The organism is Gordonia sp. OPL2 (assembly GCF_003797825.1).
GTDB lineage: Bacteria > Actinomycetota > Actinomycetes > Mycobacteriales > Mycobacteriaceae > Gordonia.
Genome location: NZ_RKME01000031.1, coordinates 1 through 20,218 on the forward strand (window position 1 = coordinate 1; position 20,218 = coordinate 20,218).

The 20,218-nt window shown below is 65.7% G+C and carries 25 protein-coding genes; 6 read left to right on the forward strand and 19 right to left on the reverse strand.

All coding sequences use genetic code 11. From position 1 onward, the window contains the following. Positions 1-540: 540 nt before the first annotated feature. The 8 genes from EEB19_RS22110 to EEB19_RS22145 form a co-directional block, all read right to left on the reverse strand. Positions 541-903 (reverse strand): hypothetical protein, encoded by a 363-nt coding sequence (locus tag EEB19_RS22110; RefSeq protein ID WP_187589472.1) that lies wholly within the window; start codon positions 901-903, stop codon positions 541-543. A 106-nt stretch (positions 904-1,009) separates the two neighbouring features. Next, positions 1,010-1,540: a hypothetical protein gene (locus tag EEB19_RS22115; protein WP_187589473.1), complete on the reverse strand. Its 531-nt coding sequence runs from the start codon at positions 1,538-1,540 to the stop codon at positions 1,010-1,012. Positions 1,541-1,772: 232 nt separating this feature from the next. Next, positions 1,773-2,150 carry a DUF3846 domain-containing protein gene (locus EEB19_RS22120; RefSeq protein WP_187589474.1) on the reverse strand — a complete coding sequence of 126 codons (378 nt, stop codon included), beginning with the start codon at positions 2,148-2,150 and terminating at the stop codon, positions 1,773-1,775. A gap of 256 nt (positions 2,151-2,406) precedes the next feature. Continuing rightward, the gene (locus EEB19_RS22125; RefSeq protein WP_187589475.1) at positions 2,407-3,564 is read right to left on the reverse strand and encodes a hypothetical protein; all 1,158 of its coding nucleotides are present in this window, start codon (positions 3,562-3,564) and stop codon (positions 2,407-2,409) included. A gap of 176 nt (positions 3,565-3,740) precedes the next feature. Then, positions 3,741-4,133: a hypothetical protein gene (locus tag EEB19_RS22130; RefSeq protein ID WP_187589476.1), complete on the reverse strand. Its 393-nt coding sequence runs from the start codon at positions 4,131-4,133 to the stop codon at positions 3,741-3,743. After that, the gene (locus EEB19_RS22135) at positions 4,130-4,474 is read right to left on the reverse strand and encodes a hypothetical protein (protein ID WP_187589477.1); all 345 of its coding nucleotides are present in this window, start codon (positions 4,472-4,474) and stop codon (positions 4,130-4,132) included. Before EEB19_RS22135 ends, EEB19_RS22130 begins: the two co-directional genes overlap by 4 nt. Continuing rightward, positions 4,464-5,144, reverse strand: coding sequence for a hypothetical protein (locus tag EEB19_RS22140; protein WP_187589478.1), 681 nt, complete (start codon positions 5,142-5,144; stop codon positions 4,464-4,466). The genes EEB19_RS22135 and EEB19_RS22140 overlap by 11 nt, the downstream gene beginning before the upstream one ends. Then, positions 5,141-5,719 (reverse strand): hypothetical protein, encoded by a 579-nt coding sequence (locus EEB19_RS22145; protein WP_187589479.1) that lies wholly within the window; start codon positions 5,717-5,719, stop codon positions 5,141-5,143. The genes EEB19_RS22140 and EEB19_RS22145 overlap by 4 nt, the downstream gene beginning before the upstream one ends. A gap of 286 nt (positions 5,720-6,005) precedes the next feature. Here EEB19_RS22145 and EEB19_RS22150 point away from each other — a divergent pair, with 286 nt between their 5' ends. The 5 genes from EEB19_RS22150 to EEB19_RS22170 all read left to right on the forward strand — a co-directional run bounded on the left by EEB19_RS22150 (position 6,006) and on the right by EEB19_RS22170 (position 10,147). Next, positions 6,006-6,593 carry a hypothetical protein gene (locus EEB19_RS22150; protein WP_187589480.1) on the forward strand — a complete coding sequence of 196 codons (588 nt, stop codon included), beginning with the start codon at positions 6,006-6,008 and terminating at the stop codon, positions 6,591-6,593. 37 nt (positions 6,594-6,630) lie between these two features. Next, entirely contained in the window at positions 6,631-7,230 is a 600-nt protein-coding gene (locus EEB19_RS22155; protein ID WP_187589481.1) for a hypothetical protein, read from the forward strand. Positions 7,231-7,328: 98 nt separating this feature from the next. Continuing rightward, positions 7,329-8,159 (forward strand): hypothetical protein, encoded by an 831-nt coding sequence (locus EEB19_RS22160; RefSeq protein ID WP_187589482.1) that lies wholly within the window; start codon positions 7,329-7,331, stop codon positions 8,157-8,159. Between the two features lie 643 nt (positions 8,160-8,802). After that, positions 8,803-9,501, forward strand: coding sequence for a hypothetical protein (locus tag EEB19_RS22165; protein ID WP_187589483.1), 699 nt, complete (start codon positions 8,803-8,805; stop codon positions 9,499-9,501). A gap of 10 nt (positions 9,502-9,511) precedes the next feature. Next, positions 9,512-10,147, forward strand: coding sequence for a hypothetical protein (locus tag EEB19_RS22170; RefSeq protein WP_187589484.1), 636 nt, complete (start codon positions 9,512-9,514; stop codon positions 10,145-10,147). Positions 10,148-10,259: 112 nt separating this feature from the next. Here the strand turns inward: EEB19_RS22170 and EEB19_RS22175 are convergent, their stop codons facing one another. The 4 genes from EEB19_RS22175 to EEB19_RS22190 all read right to left on the reverse strand — a co-directional run bounded on the left by EEB19_RS22175 (position 10,260) and on the right by EEB19_RS22190 (position 13,350). After that, on the reverse strand, positions 10,260-11,066 hold the full coding sequence (locus EEB19_RS22175) for a phosphoadenosine phosphosulfate reductase family protein (RefSeq protein WP_187589485.1): 807 nt from the start codon (positions 11,064-11,066) through the stop codon (positions 10,260-10,262). Between the two features lie 239 nt (positions 11,067-11,305). Beyond that, positions 11,306-12,307 (reverse strand): hypothetical protein, encoded by a 1,002-nt coding sequence (locus EEB19_RS22180; protein WP_187589486.1) that lies wholly within the window; start codon positions 12,305-12,307, stop codon positions 11,306-11,308. A gap of 4 nt (positions 12,308-12,311) precedes the next feature. Then, positions 12,312-13,046, reverse strand: a complete 735-nt coding sequence (locus tag EEB19_RS22185) for a hypothetical protein (protein ID WP_187589487.1) — start codon at positions 13,044-13,046, stop codon at positions 12,312-12,314. A gap of 115 nt (positions 13,047-13,161) precedes the next feature. Further along, the gene (locus EEB19_RS22190) at positions 13,162-13,350 is read right to left on the reverse strand and encodes a hypothetical protein (protein ID WP_187589488.1); all 189 of its coding nucleotides are present in this window, start codon (positions 13,348-13,350) and stop codon (positions 13,162-13,164) included. Between the two features lie 241 nt (positions 13,351-13,591). Here EEB19_RS22190 and EEB19_RS22195 point away from each other — a divergent pair, with 241 nt between their 5' ends. Continuing rightward, positions 13,592-15,499, forward strand: coding sequence for an AAA family ATPase (locus tag EEB19_RS22195; protein ID WP_187589489.1), 1,908 nt, complete (start codon positions 13,592-13,594; stop codon positions 15,497-15,499). Between the two features lie 134 nt (positions 15,500-15,633). Here the strand turns inward: EEB19_RS22195 and EEB19_RS22200 are convergent, their stop codons facing one another. The 7 genes from EEB19_RS22200 to EEB19_RS22230 form a co-directional block, all read right to left on the reverse strand. Next, positions 15,634-16,392, reverse strand: coding sequence for a hypothetical protein (locus tag EEB19_RS22200; protein WP_187589490.1), 759 nt, complete (start codon positions 16,390-16,392; stop codon positions 15,634-15,636). Between the two features lie 51 nt (positions 16,393-16,443). Next, complete coding sequence (locus EEB19_RS22205) at positions 16,444-17,193, reverse strand: hypothetical protein (RefSeq protein WP_262365850.1); 750 nt, start codon at positions 17,191-17,193, stop codon at positions 16,444-16,446. Then, entirely contained in the window at positions 17,190-17,693 is a 504-nt protein-coding gene (locus EEB19_RS22210; RefSeq protein ID WP_187589491.1) for a GNAT family N-acetyltransferase, read from the reverse strand. Before EEB19_RS22210 ends, EEB19_RS22205 begins: the two co-directional genes overlap by 4 nt. Before the next feature lie 2 nt (positions 17,694-17,695). After that, positions 17,696-18,571: a hypothetical protein gene (locus EEB19_RS22215; RefSeq protein WP_187589492.1), complete on the reverse strand. Its 876-nt coding sequence runs from the start codon at positions 18,569-18,571 to the stop codon at positions 17,696-17,698. Beyond that, positions 18,571-19,008, reverse strand: coding sequence for a hypothetical protein (locus tag EEB19_RS22220; protein WP_187589527.1), 438 nt, complete (start codon positions 19,006-19,008; stop codon positions 18,571-18,573). The genes EEB19_RS22215 and EEB19_RS22220 overlap by 1 nt, the downstream gene beginning before the upstream one ends. 8 nt (positions 19,009-19,016) lie before the next feature. Then, positions 19,017-19,700, reverse strand: coding sequence for a hypothetical protein (locus tag EEB19_RS22225; protein ID WP_262365851.1), 684 nt, complete (start codon positions 19,698-19,700; stop codon positions 19,017-19,019). A 109-nt stretch (positions 19,701-19,809) separates the two neighbouring features. Continuing rightward, positions 19,810-20,127 (reverse strand): hypothetical protein, encoded by a 318-nt coding sequence (locus EEB19_RS22230; RefSeq protein ID WP_262365852.1) that lies wholly within the window; start codon positions 20,125-20,127, stop codon positions 19,810-19,812. Positions 20,128-20,218 lie beyond the last annotated feature (91 nt).

Consider the following 20,218-nt stretch of genomic DNA (forward strand, 5'->3'; position numbering starts at 1 on the left):
TGCTCCGGCGACTTCGTCGCCGTCGGGCGGAGCCGGTCGCCTTCGGCGCCCGTCGGGGGTCGGCGCAAGCGCCGACGTGATGGGTGCTGTGACGTTGCCGTCGTCGCATCGACCTTCGGTCGATTGGTGCGTGAGTGCTTGTGTTGCACTGTGTTTCATGTCGTTCAGTCTATCATGGGTGTGGTGTGGTGTGACGGGGTGGGGTGGGTGCCGGCCTGCGGCCGTCCCCGGTGTGGTGTGTGGGGTGTCGATCCCGCCTTCGGCGCTCTTACTGTGCTCATGTGAAACATGCTACCGCACAACGTGTTTTAATTCTACTGTGCTGCAACAGTATTCGATACCTTACGGTCGTCTGTGCCGTCCGTTACTAGCATGATCAACCAATCACCTGTGCGCTATCGCACATTGTCGGTTTGCTACCGTGGTGGATGGTTCGTGTTCGGTTGCACGGACCGACCCCACCCGGCGACGCGGGCCACGGGGTGCATGTCCCCTACCCCCGGAGTGCCCCCTCGGCCCGCGTCGCCGCCCTTCTCACGCCTAGTCGAGGTGCCGGATTTCGTGGTCGTAGTGGTAGCGGCCCGCCTCGGCGAGCTGGTCCCAATCGAGTCCGAGCACATCGCACAGGTGTCCCAGATCGCCGCACAGGTCCGATAACGCTGTGCCGGTACTTGACTGGTCATAGGCCCTGGTGTGCTGTGCGTACGCCGTCAGCGCGGCCAGGGCGAATCCGGCGCGGATCAGGTTGTCGGGGTGCTCGTTGTGATGTCCGGTCAGGGTGGCGGGTACGTCGGCGAACACCGCCTCGAGGTCGCCGAACCCGACCGTCTCGTCGAGACGGTCGGCAGCGGCGAATCGTGGTGTGCACCGGTAGGGCGTGGAGTCCTGCACATCGCTGGTCATTTCGAGTGGTCCTCTCCCCCGTCTGTAGCGGGCTGTGTGGGCATCTGAGAGCCGGGGTACGCCCCGTGGTGGGGATTGACCCGCCACGGGGCGTACAGGGCCCGTTCTAGGCGCGTTCGTAGTCGGTGACGTCGTAGGAGTTCAGCGCGTACGCGCCCGCCTCCAGCTTCTCCCGCACATCGGTGTCGTCGATCTGCTCGGTCAGTGAGTAGGTGTCCTGATCGCCACGGTGCACACCGGGCACGATGAGATCCACATCGACGCTGACCCGCACCGTGACGGTCATGTCGTCGGTGCGACCCTGCCAGCCATAGGCCTCGCAGAACCGCTCAAACCGGTCGCACAGGTCGTTGTCGTCAGCCCACTCCCGCGCGGCAGCGTTACGCTCCCGGTCCTGCTCCATCAGCGACGTGATCTCCTCACGCGCGGTGTCACGGTCGAGTTCCGCGCGTCGCAACGCCTCCCGCAACGTCGCCGCCTCGGTCTCGGCGCGGCGCATGTCCTCGACCGACACCCACGCACCCGCCCCGCTCACCGGATCAGACAGGTTCAATACGCCCTCACCGATCGAGGGCCACACCTGGTGTGCCTCCACACCCGCGACGGCCTGTCCGTTCCTCGATTCCATTGTGGTCATGCACTTTTCCTTTCCATGCTCCCGGCGAGACCCTTATGTCTCATCGGGTGGTTTGTGGGGGTGTGGTGCCCGGTGATGTCGGTGAGCGTCAGGGTGGGGTGCCAGTGCCCGCACGGGCCCAGCACCGCGTCACCCTCGTAGGCCTCGGATGGGCCGGTGAAACAACAGTGCCCCGAATGCAGCGCCGCCCCGACCGTCCAGCACGAACACGGCCCGCCCCGTGTGAGCGGCATCAGCGCACCGTCGCCGGAGCCGGGACGCCGCCGATACCGGCGATGGCCTCCGCGACGTCGGGAGCCTCGACCTTCTCGGCGAACCATGCCGCCAGCTGTGCGGTCTGCGCCACCGACAGCGACACCGTGTCGCCCTCCTCGGTCGAGGAAGCGAACACCACCGGACCCCAGATCACCGGCTGACCACCCAACAGATCATTGAGCAGCGACGCCCACGCGTTCACCGGCTGGCAGTACGCGCCTTCGTCGCTGACCCACATGTCGATGCCCTCGGGAAGGCGCACCACATCCACGAAACCGCCAACGGCGGTCTGCAACATCCGCAAGGTGTCGCCACCGGACGCGGTCACCTGCGAGACTGCGCCCTCCACATCCACCCGTACACCTGACACATCAGCAGTAGCCATGACCGCCCTTTCGGTTTAGGTGTCCGGCCCAGACCCTTATGTCTCACCGGAACTAACCCACACACTAACCACACCCACCGACAACAATCCAGCACCCGCACAACGCAATACACCGGGCCGACCTGATACCAGGGTCGGCCCGGTACTGCCCGTCTCAGCCCGGGGCCTTGTGTGCCCGGGGCCTTGTGCCGGCGCCCCGTGGTCGAGCGGGCGCCGGCACCCGGGGTCAGGCGGCTGCGGTCTCGGGTTCGGCGCCTGGCAGTCGGACCGGCATGAGCAGGTTGCGCACCGCGCCGTATTCGATGGTCATCGGCGTCGATGCCGGTCGCGTCGGTGACCAGGTGACCTCGACCTCACCGGGCGCGGCTGCGAGCAGCGAGGCGAGATAGCCCGGGTTGTATCCGGCGACGACACCGGTGGCGCGCTCGTCGACAGCGGCCGCCGGGACGGTGAACGTGGTCGCCGGGCGCCCGGCGACGACCGCGTCGAGATCGCCGGCCTCCACCCGGGCGCTGTCGGCGCCGACGAGCAGGCGCACCGAGTACTGGTCGGTGAGTTTCTTGAGTCGCCGCGCGAGATCCGGCGCCGCGACCCGGGCGCGCATCCGGTCGGCGCCCGCATCCGGCAGCAGTCGACGCCAGCGCGGGAACTGGGCATCGATCACCCGCACCACGACATCGCTTCCCGGCCCGCAGATCCGCACCAGAGCGCCATCGTCGACGTGCACGCTGACCAGACCCTCCCGCTTGGCCACCCGCGCCGCTGCAGCGGCGAGCACCTTGGCCGGGACCAGGACCGGTGCCGCCAGCTCCACCGGCGCCATCGTGGCCAGCTCGGTGGTCGCCAGCCGGAACCGGTCAGTGGCGGCCAACGCCACCGTGCCGGTCTCGTCGGCGTCGAGGTAGATACCGGTGAGCATCGGCAGCGTCTGATCGTCACCGGCCGCCGGGGCTACCGCCGCGACTGCCGCGGCGAACACCGGCGCATCAGCCACCAGCACTGCGGGCCCGTCCACGGCCGGCATCACCGGCACCTCGTCGAGCGCGTCGAACACCGCCACCGACACCTGCCCGTCGTCACCGGCAACGGTGAGGCGATCGCCGTCACGCTCGAGGGTGAGCGGACCGCGTCCGGCTGCCTTGACCGCAGCAGCCAGTTCCGGCATGTCCACCGTGGTCGGCTCCAGGCCGCCGTCGACCTGCGTGCGCACCACCACCCCGGCATCGAAGTTTTCGTGGCGCACCGAGCCCACACCACCAGCAGCCGCGACGGTGACCACCCGCAGCCACGCCGCCACACCCCGGCGCGCCGACAGTCCGGTCACCCGCTTCACATAGGCCAGATCCGCGGCCAACGAACGTCCATCCCACTGCGCAACAGTCATCGCACTGTTCCTCTCAGAAAATCCGGCGAGACCCTGATGTCTCATCGGAACTAACCCACACTCTAGCCACACCCACCGACAACAATCCAGCACCCGCACAACGCAATACATCGGTCCAACCTCATACCGGGGTCGGTCCGGTATCGCCTTGTTCGAGTGCGGCTCTTTGGGCCGGTCTAGCTCAGCCTGTTCCAGGTGGGTGGCAGTTGGGCGCGCAGCGTGCCGGTGATCGCGGCGTGGATGTCGTCGATGGTGGCCCAGTGCTCGCCGTCGCGGTAGGTGAACAGTGAGCGTGGGCAGGTGCCGACGATCTCGAACAGTTCGTCGTTGATCGACTCCAGCTCGTTGTCGGCACCGAGATGCCAACGCTGGCCGTCGGCGAGGGTGAGGGTGTCGATCACCGAGTGGTCTTCGATGTCGACCTGCAGCGCCGTCCACTCGTTCACCGTCATCACCTCGTGCAGAGTGCGCAACGCGGCGAACTCGGTGTGACGGGCCACCAGACTGCGCAGGTTCAACTGCGATTCCAGTGCGGTGCGGGCGCGCTGGCCTTGCTCGCTCCACTTCACCGCCCATCACCTCCGGCCGCTGGTGTGATGAGTTGGTAGCCGAGGGTGTCGGCGAGCAGCTCCAGCAGCTCGTGTCCGCTGGGCAGACTGACGCCGGTCATCCGGTCGCGGGCCGCGTCGCAGCCGGGTGCGGGAAACGTGTGTTGGCAGTGGCATTCGGCGTTGGACGGATACTCGTCGTGGGTGGAGTCCAACGCGCACCCGTCGACGGTGAGCGGATCAATCACCCATGCATCGCGGTCGGGGTGGCGCATCAGGTACACCGACACCGCCTCTTCGATGTAATGTGCCCCGGCGGTGCGTCCGTCGCGGCGTTCGTATTTCGGGATCTCAGCAGCCACGACGCACCTCCTCAGCCGCGTCACGCACAGCTTTGAGGTAGTCGACCTCAGCCTCTTCCAGGTCTCGTATCCGCCCGATATCACACGCGTCGGAAGCCTCCGCGATTCTGCTGGCGATCGTGCGCGCCCTGGTGAGGGCGACGCGCAGCTCCTGCCACGCGGCGTCCTGTCCGCCGTCGGCCGGGTCCGGGGTGGTGGTGTCGATGTTCTGCCAGAACTCCACCGCCCCGCTGTCGCCCGCCGACTCGGTGAAGGTCGGCACCGAGGCGGGGGCGATCGCGACCAGGTGCGCCGCGACCCACTCGACGGTCTCGCTGCTCCACTCGGCCTGACCGCCCAACGTGGCCATCATGGCAGCGCACGCCATCTGGGCGGCCCACGCTGGGATCTGATCGGCGATATCGCCGACGCTCACCTGTGGGGGTGCCTGTGGGTCGTCGATCACCTCCAGCCGCGCCACAGGACCATCTGAGGGCGCTATGTAGGCTTCGACATCGCGTTCGCAGGTGATGACCTCACCGCGTTCGGAGCCGTCCTCGATGTTGTGGTCGGTGGCGACCTCCTGCGCCCGCTCCACATCAGCCGCGCGCACCCGATAGCGGGTCGTCACCGTCTCGGTCACCTCCACCGCGAACACCGGCAAGGGTTGCTGTGTGCTGCTGGTGTTCATGCGACCGCCTCACCCTCGTCGCCGACAACCTGGGTGCTATCCGCGTAAGCGCAGTCGACCGGCTCGCCGTGATGCTGCCCGCTGCACCTGTCGACGGTCAGGACCCGGTCGGGTCGTCGGCATACCCGCCGTGCGTACTCCTCGGCATCATCGAGCGCATCCGCGCTCAGTGCTTCGTAATGTCCCGACCTGTCGGAGATTCCGTCGATGAACGGCAACCCGGCCGCCTGCCACATCCGCGCATACAGCCCGAACCCCTCATGATTCAACGGCGCCCGCAGACTGGCCCCGCTGATCCCCAGCACCACTTCCACCGCCGTGCCCGGCCGGGTGTCCTGCTCCTGCCCGACCCGATCCAACAGTTCACGGGCGTAGGCCCGATACACCGACTCCACACTCAACCGCGTCTGCAGCTCATCCGGTGGGCGGATCAGTGAGAACGAATGAAACAGCGCATCCGCGCGAGCAGGCCACCGGCGTTGCGCCGCTGCGATCTCCTCTTCGGCCCACCCGATCGCGGCGAACACATCCGCCGTCGCACTCTCCATCTCCGCCACCACATCGGCAATATCCATCGCCACACACCCCTTCGGGATCACCCGGCCCAGACGCTGATGTCTCACCGGAACTAACCCACACCCTAACCACACCCACCGACAACAAACCAGCACCCGCACAACGCAATACGGAGGGCCGACCTGATACCGGGGTCGGCCCGGTATGTCTTGTGCGAGCACGACGGATCGGTCTCGTCCGAGTGACTGCAGTGTGCGTGACATTCCGGCCCCGACGACCGGACGGTCGGGTTAACCTCACCCGGACAAGGTTCTGCGTGCGAATGTGACTCGAGGTGATCTGTTGATGGCTGCTACCACTCGACCGGGTAGGGCGTGGCTGGCTGAGCGTGCCAGCTACTTCGTCGACCTGCTCAACGAGCGCGGGATGACGATGACCGAGGACCACGCCGCCGAGGTGATCACCCAGCGAGTCGAGCTGACCGCCGAACGTATGCGCATCACCATCGCCTCCGCGCAGCGCTACCTCACCGACGACGTCCTCACCGACATGGCCGCCGCCTTGACCGACAGCCTCGCTGAGGAAGCCCCCGGCACCGACCTGACCACCGCTGCCCGCACCGCCAGCATGCGTGTCGACACCCTGGGCCGGCTGATCGCCGGTCTCGCCGAAACCGCCCAGCTCTACACCGATCCCACCAACACACACGTCGCCGCTCTCAGCAGCGAGGACCGCACCCGCCGCCTGCACGAAACGCTGGCCACCCTATCGATCTGCGGCATCATCCAAGCCGACACCACCACCCCGATCGTGCCGATCCCGCCGGCACTACCGGTGCGCATCGCCCGCATGCTCACCACCGCCGCCGACCTCACCGACAACACCGACCTGGCCGCCGCCCTGCGCCGCGACGCCATGCGCGCCAGCACCTAACCACTCATGTCCGGCGGTATCGTCCTACACTGCGGTGATGGCTGGCGGTGAGCAGTTTGGGTGGCTCAACGAGCAGTGGCCCCAGTGGATGCCACTGTCCTACAGCGTGGCCGTCGCCGGGCAGCCGATCGGCGACCATGCCCTGACCGGGTCGCAGCTCTACGTCGACGGGTATCGCCGGTATCCGGTCGACGACATCGGCGCCGAGATCCGCCGCACGGTCGGCACCAGCATCGACGGAACCATCGACGTGATCCCGGTGGCCGGCATCGATCTGGCGGGTGGGGGCGGGCTGCTGGTGGATGCGCTCGGGCTGTGTGCATCTGGCTCGTTCTTACGTGAACTCGCCGCCGACTCGATCGTCAGCATCTATCTTTCGCCGTCGCGGACCTCGCCACGCGTGCAGTGGTTCGACCACGGGCAGCCCACCGCCGTCATCTACAACCAGTACCCGATCGACGACCTGGCCGGCGACGACGGTCCGCACGCGGCGGTCCGCCGCGCCGGTCGTGCAGAGTTCATCGGCGCAGCAATGGCTTTGGCCCACCACGTGACCGGCGTTGCGGTCACCCGCGACGACTTCGGCGCCGGACAGATCACACTGGCACGCTGCCGGGCGCCCTGGGCCTACCCCTGAGGCGCAGTCGAGGCGGACACATCGCGGCCGGGTGACGTGGTTAATCTGTCATCAATGATCGATCTCGGCTATTCGATTGTTGGTATATCGTCGCGGGTATGGTGAATCCCTCGTGGATTGAATTGGTCGGCCGAAATTATGCGGCGCAGATGCTGTATTTGTCGGGCCAGTTGACGGTCAGCGTTGACGGTCATGTCGAGCACTACCGTTTTTGGCATGGTCCCGCCGATCAGTGGCGAATCGACAGCGATGGCGACGCCGTGTATGTCAGCGCGGCCGGCGAAGCTCCGGTCGTCCGGGTCGACGGGCGGATGCAGCGCAGCCAGGGGCGTGTGCGCGTGGGGCGGGCTGCGGTCAGTCCGCTCGAGCTGTTCGGCCCGGACACGCTGCTCAACCGTGTGATGCGCACCCTGCAGATCCGGCGTGAGCCCACGCCAGTCGATGCCGGCGGCCGGCGGTCGTGGTCGACGCTGCTCGGCTTCGGTGACAGCCGCGAAGAGACGGCCGTCGATATCGACGACGCCACCGGCGTGCTCGTCGGTTTGCGCAGCGCCACACTGGCTCTGTCGGTGTCTGAGCTGGTCGAACATGACACGGTGCCGGCCAATCGTTTCGTGTGGGACGGCGAGGTGGCGCCTGCTCCTCGGACCGATCGCTCCGACGCCGGCCACGCCGATCGCCAACGGCGTCACCGCGAGACCGTGGCCGCGACGGTCGCCGCGCTGGATCGTCCCCATGAGGTACTCGATGTGTTACTCGGGGCCCCAGACCCTCAGCAGGCGCGCACAGCATTGTGCGCGCTGCTCGAGATCAGTGAGATCGGCGCTGACGCCGTCGAGGCCATGGCGCTGCGCTACTTCATTCCCGAGTTCGCCGGCAAGCTGCGCGGGCAACTTGGCGACCCTGGCCCCGGCGGCGCCGGCACCTGACGGAGCGGGCCGCGTTGTGCCTCCGGTCGATGTTGTCGATGAGTTCCAACATGTGTTGCACTGCTTACATTTTCAAGTATCCGTCTACGTGTGTCCGATTCTGCGAATCGGCACACACGTCTGCCCTCGGGTCGTAATCTCGTAGCCCTCATGCCCGATATAGGTAAATCGGGGTACAGGCTAGGAGAGCCACGATGAAAGACGCGCAACTACGTACTTTCTCCACGAGGCTGCCCCGAGAGTTGATTCACGAGGTGAAGGTGCGCTCAGCGCTGGACGACCTCACCGTGCAAGAGATCACCGATCAGGCTCTGCGCCTATGGCTGCGAGCACGGCTGGCCGCCCACGAGCCTCCTCACCAGCTCGGCGCCACCTCCTAGACGACGTTCGGCCGCGCTGACCGCGCGCCTCTGGCTCTCACCTTCAATCCCCCCGTCGCGGACGCATGTACCCGGCATCGGTCTGCCACGTCAGATTTCTAACATGTTGACTTTCTAACATGCTGACATTCTTTCAAAGAATCATTGTTGCATGCTGTTTTGCAATATTTAAAACAATGTCAATCGAACCGCGAATTGGTGATTGTTTCTTTACGCTCCGAATACCAGATAGGTAGTAATTCATGGGATTGGAGTAATGCATCATGCGCGCACTTACCAAGGGCCTGTTGGGGATCGTGGCAGCGGCGGCGATCGCCCCGTTGAGTCTGGGGTCTGCGTCGGCGGCCACCAGCACCGGGTGGATCGGCGCCACCCCGCCCAATGCCAGTGGGCAGACCTTCCTGACCACCTCCACAATCAACAACTCGCCGTTGTCGGCATCGACACGGATGTACACCCCGTTCGGCAACGCCGTGCCCAGCGGCCAGATGGGGGTACGCGCACGACTGTTCAAATCTGGTGCGCTGTGCCAGATCACCGCCTACAACTTCAACTCATCACCTGCCTCGCAGCTGAGCAACGCCACTGCCGGCGACTGCGGCGACGGCTACTACAACAGCCACGGATTCGTGCGCTACTGGAACGGCAGTGACTACTCCGAGTTCCTGACCTTCCCGTCTGATCCCCTGATCTACCCGGCGACCTCGTCAGCTCGAAGCACCAATGAGCAAGGCGAGTCGAAGGGTTCGGCCGAGAACATCAAACGCGAGGAAGACCTGCCGGATCTGATCGAAGCGATCGGCGTCAACGGCAAGACCGGGTTCGTCAAGAAGAACGACCTGCTCGCCGACATCCCCGCCACACCCGAACAAGCCGCGGCCGCAGCCGACCCGGCACCGCGCACGATCACCGTCTACGCCGCCGACGGTGTCACCGCGGTGGACACCTTCCGCATCCAGTAGCGCCGTCGTCATGATCGCCACCAAATCCGCCTCACGGACCCTGTGGGGGCTGACTGCGGCACTGTGTTTGGCGCTGTCGCTCACCGCCAGCGCCGGCCGCGCCGAGGCAGTCACCACCTACTGCTACGGCGACGACTCGATGTGCTGGAGCATCGGTGCCAGCGGCACCGAAGCCGTCTTCGAAGGCGAAGTCGACATCACACGCGGCCCCTTCCCCGGCCTCTACTTCGACACCGCCAAGATGATGGTGAAGTGGAAGGTCGACAGCTTCGGCGACGAAGTGCGGGTCGACACCGCGTTCATCGAACTCACCCTCAACGAGACCTACAACCGGCGGGCGTTCTTCTCCCACCAGATCCGGGAATGGGTCAACAACCAGAACGTGTCCTATGACCAGCAGACCGTGTACAACGAGCCCGGCGACAAACACTACGCCGCCGACTACGGAGAGATGCACTCCGAACTCGGTAACCCCGTGCGCCAATACGCCGAGATGGACTTCAATCTCGACCTAGCCACCCCCGGACTGAACACCTGGCACTTCCGGGTGCGCAGCCCCGTGCTCGAAAACATCGGCCACCCCTACCAATTCAACGACGCCGAGGACCTGCCCATCGAACCGGTCACCTACGGCTGGATCTTCTAGGACAGAAGGGACGACACCCGGGCACGAGCCCGTGCGGCCAGACACCCGGCCGCACGGGCTCGCACCGTGCGTGGAGGCTGCGCGCGTGGACGCTATGTGAGCAGCGCGTCGGTCACCGGTAGTCACCCAAGCGGGGCAGTACCTCGGTGAGGCGGTCGAAGATGGTCGGCCAGCCAGCGGCGAGGCGGGTGATGTGGCCGTTGTCCAGGCGGGCGGGGTCGATCATGGCGTCCACCCGGGCGGCGTGGACATCGGCACCGAGCCGATCGAGCTTGGCGTAGACCGGGTTTGCGGGGATCTTCCGTGCGGCGAGGTATTCCCACACCTGCTCGGTGCGCCAGTTCCAGATCGGTCCGAAGCTGGTGGTTCCGTCGGCGCGATCGATCTCGCCGTTGCCGCGTATCACGACGCAGCCACGCCGGCGGGTCCGGTAGAGGTGCATCCGGCCGGACGATTCCAGCGCTCGTACGCCCCACAGGTTCGCCGGGCCGAACCGGGCATGCGCACGGGCGGCCGGGTCGGTGATCATGGCGCGACGCACATCCAGGCGGACCTGGCGAGTGGGAGCGGCCGGATCGAAATCGCCGGCCGCGATCAGCAGAGTGAGCAGGTCGGGTTCAGTGGGCACCACATGCAGATTCAGGTTCCACGCCCGGGTGAGTTCGGCGATATAGGTGCGGGTTTCGGGAAAGTCCAGCCCACAGTCGTAGAACACCACCGGCACATCGGGGTCGACGCGGCGGGCCAGATCGAGCACGACGGTGCTGTCCTTGCCACCGGACCAGGCCACCCACATCCCGCGGTGGCGGTCGCGGTAGTCGGCGATGCGCTCGAGGAGATGGGCGGGGGCGCTGCGCCGGCCACGGACCGCACGCACCCTGTGCAGGTCCAGGCCGGGGTCATCCTCGCCCGGACTCATCGGGTCATCGGCCGCGGCGATCACCACCCACGCGGACGCCGCGTGCTGCTCGCCGGCGCTTCGGGCGTCTCGTCTGTGGCTGAGGAGTCACCGGGCTCAACCGAGCGGAAGGTGGTGATGCCGAACCGGATGTCGTCGTGCACGCGGATCGGGTCGACCCACCGACCCCGACCGCCGGGGTTCTTCCTCTTCGGCGGGATGGGTGGCAGGTCTTTCGGGCGTCGGGTGGCAGACATCGGTTAGGGCTCCTTGCTGTCTCGGGCCGCGGCACGCGCGGCGGCTTCGGCTCTGCGGTCACGAAACACCCGCCGGCCGGTGACCGGCGGCTGATAGGCGGGATCGCGCGGTTCCTCGCGCAGCTGCACCACCAGGGTCGAGTCGTGCCCGCCCGGGCGGGCGTAGTCGGCGTGCTCGTCGATACCGGCCACCCGCAGGCCCAGCCCGCGCGGCAGCAGGTGGCTGGTGTCGTTGACGCTGTCCGAGCGGCCCAGATACATGCCGCGGGAGGTCTCGATCTCCAAGATCACCGACGAGGCGGTCGATTCCTGCGCGCGCCGTCGGGCGGCCACCGCGGCGGCCTCGTGCAGGGTGTGAGTGGCCATCGTGTACTGGTCGAACGAGATCCGGGCGCCCGGTTGCAGGGTTTCGGGTACCTCGCGGCGCCGGTCGACGGGGGTGTCGGTGGGCAGCTCGACGACCGCATAGACGACATGTCCACGCCCGCTGTCTCGTTCATAGGATTGGATGAGTCGGTCGATGCGTTGCACCGATCGGCGATCACGGGCATCGAGGTGCTGGGCGTTGCCGGTGGCCTGGCGAAGCGTAGCGTTCATGTGCCGCCAGCGATCCGGGTCACCGGTCGCCCACTGCAACTCGGCGACCTGTGTTCGTGCCGCACGTTCGAGCGCCCGGCGTTTGGCCGCTGAGCGGTCTTTGCGTTGCCGCGACGACAGATCGGCACGAAACTCGCCGCGATTGGGCAGCTGGCGTCGTTTGCGTTCGTCCTCGACCTCGGAGGTGTCGCGGGGAAACGCGCGGTCACGATCACGGGCGGCGCGGTTGCGGTCGGCATCGTCTTCGAGGATGCGGTCAGCCAGCTCGGCATCAATACGCGATTGTTCGAGACTGTCGTAGAACTTCTCCGCGACCAGCCCGGCGGTCTTGATCGCGGCATCATCGACCGGCCCGGCCTCGAGGTCGATGACCCCGTGCCCGGTGTAAGCCGTCCGCGTGGAACTCACGTGTTCAGCGTGGCAGAAACACCAGACGCGCACCGTCAATACCGGCGGCCGCGCGTGCCGCACACACCTGATGGGTCGCCAACGGCAGCTGGGCACGCGCCGGCCACCGCGAGTCCATCTGCTCATCGGTGCCACACACCCACACCACCGGATCATCAGGATCGATCAAGGCGGCGAGTTCATCGACGTGCGCGCGGGCCGCCTCAGCGATCTCGGCGATCTCGGCCAGCACCCGGTCAGCGGCGGGACGCTCACCGAACATCCAGTACTGCAGGCCGCGGCGGCGCACATCGAACCAGCGCTGCATCTGGCCCAACCCGATACCCCAGGCGGCGGTCACGCATAGCAACCATGCCTGTCGTTCGGTGCCGTCGACGTCACGGCGCACCACCTGCGCCTGGGGGACGGCCATTGCCGCTCGCCCGGCACACACCCGGTGCACGCTCTCCAGCCGGATACGGCCGTCGGTCTGGGCGGCCACGACGTCGTCGCCGGCGAACGTGGTGATCGTCCCGGTCGCGGCCGCCTGCTCGATCAACCGGACCGTCTCCGTCGCAGCCGTGGCCGTGAAGTCGCCCAACAGGTTCGCGACATTCTCCGGGATGGGCGCCCGGCCCGATTCCCAGCCGGCCACACTGCCCGCCGGCGCACCGGCAAGCTGCTCGAGTTCACCCTCACGCATACCCGCCGCCAAACGCGCACAGCGCACCCCAGCGGCATCAAGATTCGTCATCATCATCGGCGCCACCATGAGCGCGTCCCTTCCGTTGTGCTGGGCTCAGACCCTGGTGTCTCACCCATCAGCGCTCCCAGTCTACCCTCTCAATTTCACGGTGGGTCGTGTTGCGCAGACCTCATGTGGGGTTGGCACGTTCGTAGTCAGGTTCCCCATCGGGTCGCGGCGGCATTTCCACTCCCGCCCGGCGGTCGCGCAGCCGCACGAGTTCACTCAGCAGATGCATCGCCTGCATGGGCAGATAGATGGTGACATCCTCCCGCGCGCTCAACGTGTAGACCGGGTGCTCGGATGCGCTGTCAGACACGCGGCGGCGCTCGAGGAAACCGTGGTGAGCCCACGGACGTCCGTCCATGAGCTTAGGTCGAAGTCCTCGCGGTCGGTCAACAGGCCACAATGAGCACCCCGGTTCAGGCAGGATGGCTCCCATCGCACTCGCTTACAGTCATATCACCCTTGCGCAGAGGTCCGAGTGTCGATGCGGGAGAACGTCATCGATGTCGCCTAAATTACATGACTAACCCACACTCATCCATCTAAGGATCGCCATGCATCTCGCTAGGTTCCGCGTTCGAAAGTATCGGAACATTGTTGACAGCGGCATCATTAACGTCGAGTCAGGGGTGACCTGCTTGGTGGGTATGAACGAGGCCGGTAAGACTGCCGTGCTATCGGCGTTACACCGTCTCAAGCCAGTTGATGGCGCGACTTTCAGCACTCAGCACGACTACCCACGGTGGCTTCTGACTAAGGACCGCAAAGCAGGACTGATTGCGGATACTCGGCCAATCGAGGCTGTCTTTACATTGTCGAAAGACGAGATGACCCAGGTCGCCGACCACTTTGGCGAAGGCGTGCTGACCAAGAGCGAGTTAACAATCTACCGTCTCTATGACGATGCGACAACGTGGTGGTCGACAGCATCGAACGAGAGTAAGGCTGTTGCAGCACTCTTGGATCGCATAGATCCTGCCCCGCCAGTGAATGCGGAGTTGTTGGACGCCAGATCGTTTGAGGATCTTCGGGCGCGTTTGACCGCACTGGCTGAGCGATCGGCTGACGATCCGGCGGTCACGGCAACAATCGCGACCGTCTCTGAGGCGATCACCGCTTTGGTGGGGACCGACACGGTTAGCAAGGCAATCATCCACTTCCTCGGCGATCGCGTCCCGAAATTCTTCTACTTCGGCGAATACAGCGTCCTGGAAGGACGTATCGACCTACACCTTTTATCGCAAACTGCCACCGAACAGACCGCGTCATCTTCGGATCAGACCGCGCGTGCCTTGCTCACGCTTGCAGACACGACACCGGAGGCGCTCTCCAGCGAGGACTATGAAGATCGACGGGCGGAGCTGGAGGCCGTCAGTAACGACCTCACTGCGCAAGTCTTCGAGTATTGGAAGCAGAATCCGAGCCTGCGTGTCCGATTTGACCTTGATCGCGCGGCTAGCAATGTCACGCAGGGTCAACCGCAGACTGCAGGAAACGTCCTGGATGTACGAGTCGAGGACACGCGGCACTATTTCACGAACAATTTCTCCCAGCGCTCGAGCGGGTTCCGCTGGTTCTTCTCGTTCCTTGCCGCTTTCACCGAGTTCGAAGCAAGAACTGACACCTTCGTGATCCTGCTCGACGAACCAGGTCTGACGCTCCATGGACGGGCTCAAGCGGACTTCCTCCGATTCATCAACGAGCGTCTCGCTCCCGCCGGTCAGGTAATTTACACCACCCACTCGCCGTTCATGGTCGAGACCGGGCGGATCGAGCGCGTGCGCATTGTGGAGGACAAGGGGCCCAAGGACGGAGCGGTTGTTAGCCAGGAGGTGCTATCTGTTGACGCTGACAGCCTCTTTCCACTCCAAGCCGCGCTCGGCTACGACATCGCGCAACACCTGTTCATCGGTGATAGCAACCTTCTTGTCGAAGGCCCTAGTGACTTCGTGTTTCTCGACCTGATGAGCCGCAGACTCGCTGACGAGGGCCGCACGGCACTAGAACAACACTGGAGAATCCTGCCAGCGGGAAGCGCGTCCAATATTCCAGCGTTCGTCGCACTTGTAGGACGGGGACTAGAGGTGACAGTTGTCGTCGACTCCGGAACTGAGGGGGCTGAACGCCTCTCGACCGCCATGGAAGCCGGGCGTCTCAGCAGCGAGAGGCTGATTCGCATTGGAGAAATCATCGATGCCCGGCATGCCGATATCGAGGACCTGTTCACAGTCGCGGATTATCTCTCACTCTACAACAAGGCTTTCAATCGACGCGTCAGAGAAACTGATCTACCACCTGGTGATCGGATCGTTTACCGTCTGCAGAAACTTCGGGACAAATTCGATCACTACAAACCTGCCGAAGTCCTGCTGCGTGATCCAAAACGGGTTTATGCCTTGAGCGAAAGAACGCTCACCAATTTTGAGGCGCTTATAACACGCATCAACGCCTCTCGTAAGTAACCGATGCCCCTGGCCTGTGATCCGCAACGCGGGTGAGAACCAGGGCACCGAGAAGTTCAGTGAGCAAGGTGCGCAGCACTTACGCTGCCGGGACCACACCACTGTCTCGTCGCCACTCTCCTGGCGACTGCATGTCACTGCTTTCCGAGGGGAGCCACCTTCATCGCAGCAAGACACTCCCCGGCGACACGGTCAATAATCACTTCCCAGTAGCCACGTGCCAGAGTGACCACCATGGTCTCGGCCTGACCACCGCGGGCGGTCACCGCGAGGAAGTCGTCGTAACCGATTGCCCGCGAATAGCGGAACTCCCTGTGCAATTGTTTCTCGTGCAGCTCTGCCAGGTCCCATCGGTCCACTGCGAAAAGGCGATCAGGATCAAGATCGAGAACTTCCTGGTGAAACTGGGCCAAACCGTGGGTGGAGGTGTTGTGTTCTGCAAGGGCCAGGAGTTCGGTCTTGGTCAGCGTTTCCGGTGGCGTGTACTCCGGTTGCCCTCGGTAGACGCCGTCGGCGTCGACAGCTGCGGCGAAATCACTAAGTGACAGGTTCGCGATCGCCAAGTTGTCACTGACCGGGCTGGCTTGCGAGGCCGCCACACGCAGCATCTCCACGTCATCGGAGTCCACCGACAGCGACAACACCAAAAGACGATGATCTGCACTCGTCATCGACTCATCGTCAGCGATCAGAGCGTAGGAACGATCCGATGCACGGAGCGCATCACCGATGACCGAAGGCTCCGCACCCTCCCAGGAGCGATCATCAACCACTGTCAGATAGTGACCGTCCGAGGAATCACCGGTGATGCTCGCGAGAACAGCACGCCATTGATCCTCATCCGTGAAAGACACACGCACAAGCAAGGACTGACCGGGCGGCAACTGAGGCATAGTCCCAACCCTAGTCCGCGGCAAAGGTTCCCGGGTGTTTCTCCACATCCCTCAGAATCGTCGTCCCAGGCCTGCCGCTGCGACGCCAGGTAGGTAGGCGTCGGGTGCGTGTCGGCTAGGATGAGTGTAGGGAGCGCGAACGGCTGCCCGTGAGCGTCCTCCATGGGTGAGGTCGGGGTGGTCGGCGAGGCAGGCAGTCGGCGCTATGCGCCCCAGCACTCCTGGCGTGTGTTCATGTCCGGCCGACCACCAGTCGTCGGCCGGGGCGTCGTCGACGGTCCAGGCGTTGACGCGGCCTTCGCCGCTGGTGCGGTATTTGCCGATCTCGCTCACTTCTGCCAGCAACTCACGAATGGCATCGGGGTCACCGACGGCCCGCCACGTCACAGTCGCGGTGACGGTGGCGACCGCGGGGATGAGGCGCTTGCGGTAGTGCCCGCGCGCATCCGACACCGTTGACGGAACCAGTGCGGAAAGACGTTGCAGGTCGGCGTGATCGGTGCGGCTCGACCGGGTCCGCGTATCGGGATGTGAAGTGGCGGGAGTGGTGTTTGCGAAGGTGCACATCCAGTGCCACGGCTGCCCTAGCGTGCAGCGCGCCAGCGGCAGGTCCAGGTCCTCGGGTGTGGCCAGCGGGTCGTAGGTCAACACGTCGCCGCGGGCTGCGGCAGCAGCTTTGCGGCGGTGCCAGATGACTGAGGCGAGTAGCCCGTCGAGGCTGATGCCCCACGGTTGGCCGAAACACACGCCGTGCGGCAGGTCCGCGCGCACCCGCAGTGGTATCCGGACCGGCTGTGTCACTGCGGATTCCCGCGGCCCGGCTCGCCGGACCGGACAGTCGGTGCCGAATTGGTGGTGGGCGTGCGGATCATAGTGTCGGTGTCGCCGGTGAATCCGCAGCGCAGGTAGAGCGGGATCGATGCTGGTGTGGGCGAGAGCATCACTTTGCTGTAGCCACGGTCATCGGCGACGGCGGTCGCGGCCGTCACCAACGCCGCACCGATGCCGTGGCCGCGATGAGCGGGGTGGACGAACAGGTGACCGAGGTAGCCCCAGCAGGCCGGATACCGGGTGCTGGGTCGCGGCATCCGCTGGTACTCGGTCAGACACACCATCCCCACCGGTCTGATCGCGGTGCGGGCCACCCACACCGAGCGGCGCCCATCGGTCATCCACTCCGCGACAGCGGCAACAAAGTTCTCCTCCGCTGTCCACGGCGGGGTGCTCGTGTCGGTGGCATACGTCCATTCCCACCGCAGCTGCGCGACCTCGAGCGCCGCCGGGCTTTCGGTGATGTCCACGCTCACCGCAGCTCTGCCAGCGCGGCGAGCGCCGCCTCGCGGTTGCCGGCCACCGCGGTGCGCCAGTCGGTGGTCGGGTCCGGCGTGTGGGTGGTGGTGATGTGGGCGTGGATGCGGCCGTAGCCGGCGGCGACGCGCCCGCCGAGGTGACCGGCCTCGGCGAAGACGGTGAGGATGTCGTGCAGGAGTGCGTATTCGACGGGTGTTGCATGGGTGACGCGGAGTTGGCCGGCTAGTCGGGTGCCGGCGATCAGGGTTTCGGTGTCCAGGCGGATCGGACTGAACGCCTCCCCCACCACAGCCTGACCGTCAGTCTCGGTGGAGACGTCTGTCTGCAGGTCGTTGAGGTGGGAGGTGGATTCCTGCCCGAGGACGGTGTGGATCGACGCCGGCACCGGCCCATCAGCCGACGGTGGCGTCGGCAGTAGGTGTGTGGTGTCGGCGGTGATGGGAACGACCTTGGACACCACCAGTTTCCCGGACATGATGCGCGCGTTCGCCGCCCCGCCGAACAGTCCGATCAGCGGCACCAATGTCTTGAGTTCGCGTTCCTGCTCCGGGGTCATCTCGCGAGTGGATTTGCGCAGGAAGCCGCCGTTGCGCAACAGGTGCGCCGCGGCCGGGGGCAGCTGTCCGGCGTAGTCGAGGACATCGGCGAGGAGGGTTTCGCCGGTGCGGCGCAGGATGCCGCGCCAGGCGTTGCCGGAGATGATCGGCACCACCGCCACCTCACCGGCCGGGGTCAGCACTTTCTCCCGCCGGAACAAGCTTTGTATCGAGGAGGTATTGCGTGTGTCATCGCGATGCACGATCGACGTCAGGGCAGTGATGTCGACGTCGAACACCGCCGAGATCAGCGGCGCACCCTGCTGCCCCATCAGCTCCCCTCACCCGCCGCGTCGACGGCCTCGGTGGTGCGGCGGTGTTCGGCGACGGTCTCGGCGATGATGCGCACTCGCAGCACGAGGGCCGGTAGCTGCTCACGCAGGATCGCCAGCACAGGCGCGGACGGTTCAGCCAGCAGTTGGGCCACCTCGAGGCGCCGGGCCTTGTCGGTGACCACGATCGGCAGAGCCTGCGCGAGCAGTGACCACCAGGCGGGCAAGGTGTCAGCGCGATAGGTGGCGGTGCGGACCCGCGACGGCAGCAGTTCGTCCCAGTAGCGGCGGCGGTGCTCACCGATCCAGGAATCCCAGTCCAGGTTGTAGTGCACCAACAGCAGCAGGCGTTCGGCGGTGATCGCCGCCGGCTGCGTCAAGGCTGGGAGTTCCGGGACCGCGGCCAGCCACCGCTCCGTCGGCGACACTGCCGGCATCTGGCCGGTCACCGAGGAGTTCCGACGGTGGTGGGTGTGGACAGGGCGATCGCGGCGTCCCACCACGCCCCTGGGTGGGTGCGCCACGCCTGCAAGGCGTCCCAGCGCTCCAAGATCATCGGCCACCGCTCGGTGGGGGTGGCGCGCAAGACCGTGATCGGCGGGGCCGGGTCGGTGAGCATGACTGCGCGTATCCCGGGCAGGGTGCGTAGCCAGCGCAACGCGTGCAGAAGGTCCACCGCGGCATCATCCCACCGCAGCGCGGTGTCATCGGTGCAAACATGCCCCCACCGCGCCGTCGGCAGGATATGGCGGCGCCCGCGCACCGGGATCACCACCACCCGATCGGCTGGCAACGGCCTCACGGCCAGCAGCTGGCCGAGCGCAGGTCGTTCAAGCAGGGTGCGGGCCGGTGGCTGCTGGTCGACGACGTAGACGGTGCGGCGCAACTCGGCGCTCGCATACGTCCAGGCACACGCCGCGCACAGCCAGTCACCGCCATACACCCACGACTCGAGGTCGGTGAACTTGCGCGAGACCACCTGTGTCGCGGCGATCATCGTCAGCTCGTCGCTGCCGCACGCCGCGCACCACACCCCAGCCGCGGCAGTGGCCGCCGCCGACGGCGTCGGTTCCGGGGCGCCAGCGGCTCGCCAGGCCGTGAATGCAGGAGACCCGGCCGGGGAGGTCATCAATCGATCACCACCCCCTAACCGGGCCCGTTCTGAACGCGATACTGCGCACAGACCTGATAGATGAGAAGTACCCGTAACCCTATCGGGCGCCGGTGGAATCGTGGGGTCAGCTCGCCGCCGGCGGGACCGCGCCGTCCTCAGAGGCGGTGGCGGCGACGGTGAGCGCATCCGGCGGTACCCACAAGGTGACCGGCAGCCGGGACTGCCCGTTGGCGCTGGAGATCTGCACGTAGACCAGGGCCCGCCATTGCCCATCGGCCATACCGAGCCATGCCATCTGCCACCCAGCGAGCTGTGGGTTGATCTGGGCGCCGTTGGCGCGCACGTGCAGACTCACCCCGGACCGGCCGAACCGGCGACCACGCCCCAGCGTCGGATCGATCACGGTCATATCGACGGTGACCGCCCGGGGCGGATCGAACACCCGCAGCGTCCTCGCGTCAGACCACTGTTCGAACACACGTGCGACCTTACGGTAGTCTAGTGCGTCAAACTTTCTGGCAGGGTCGCTGAGT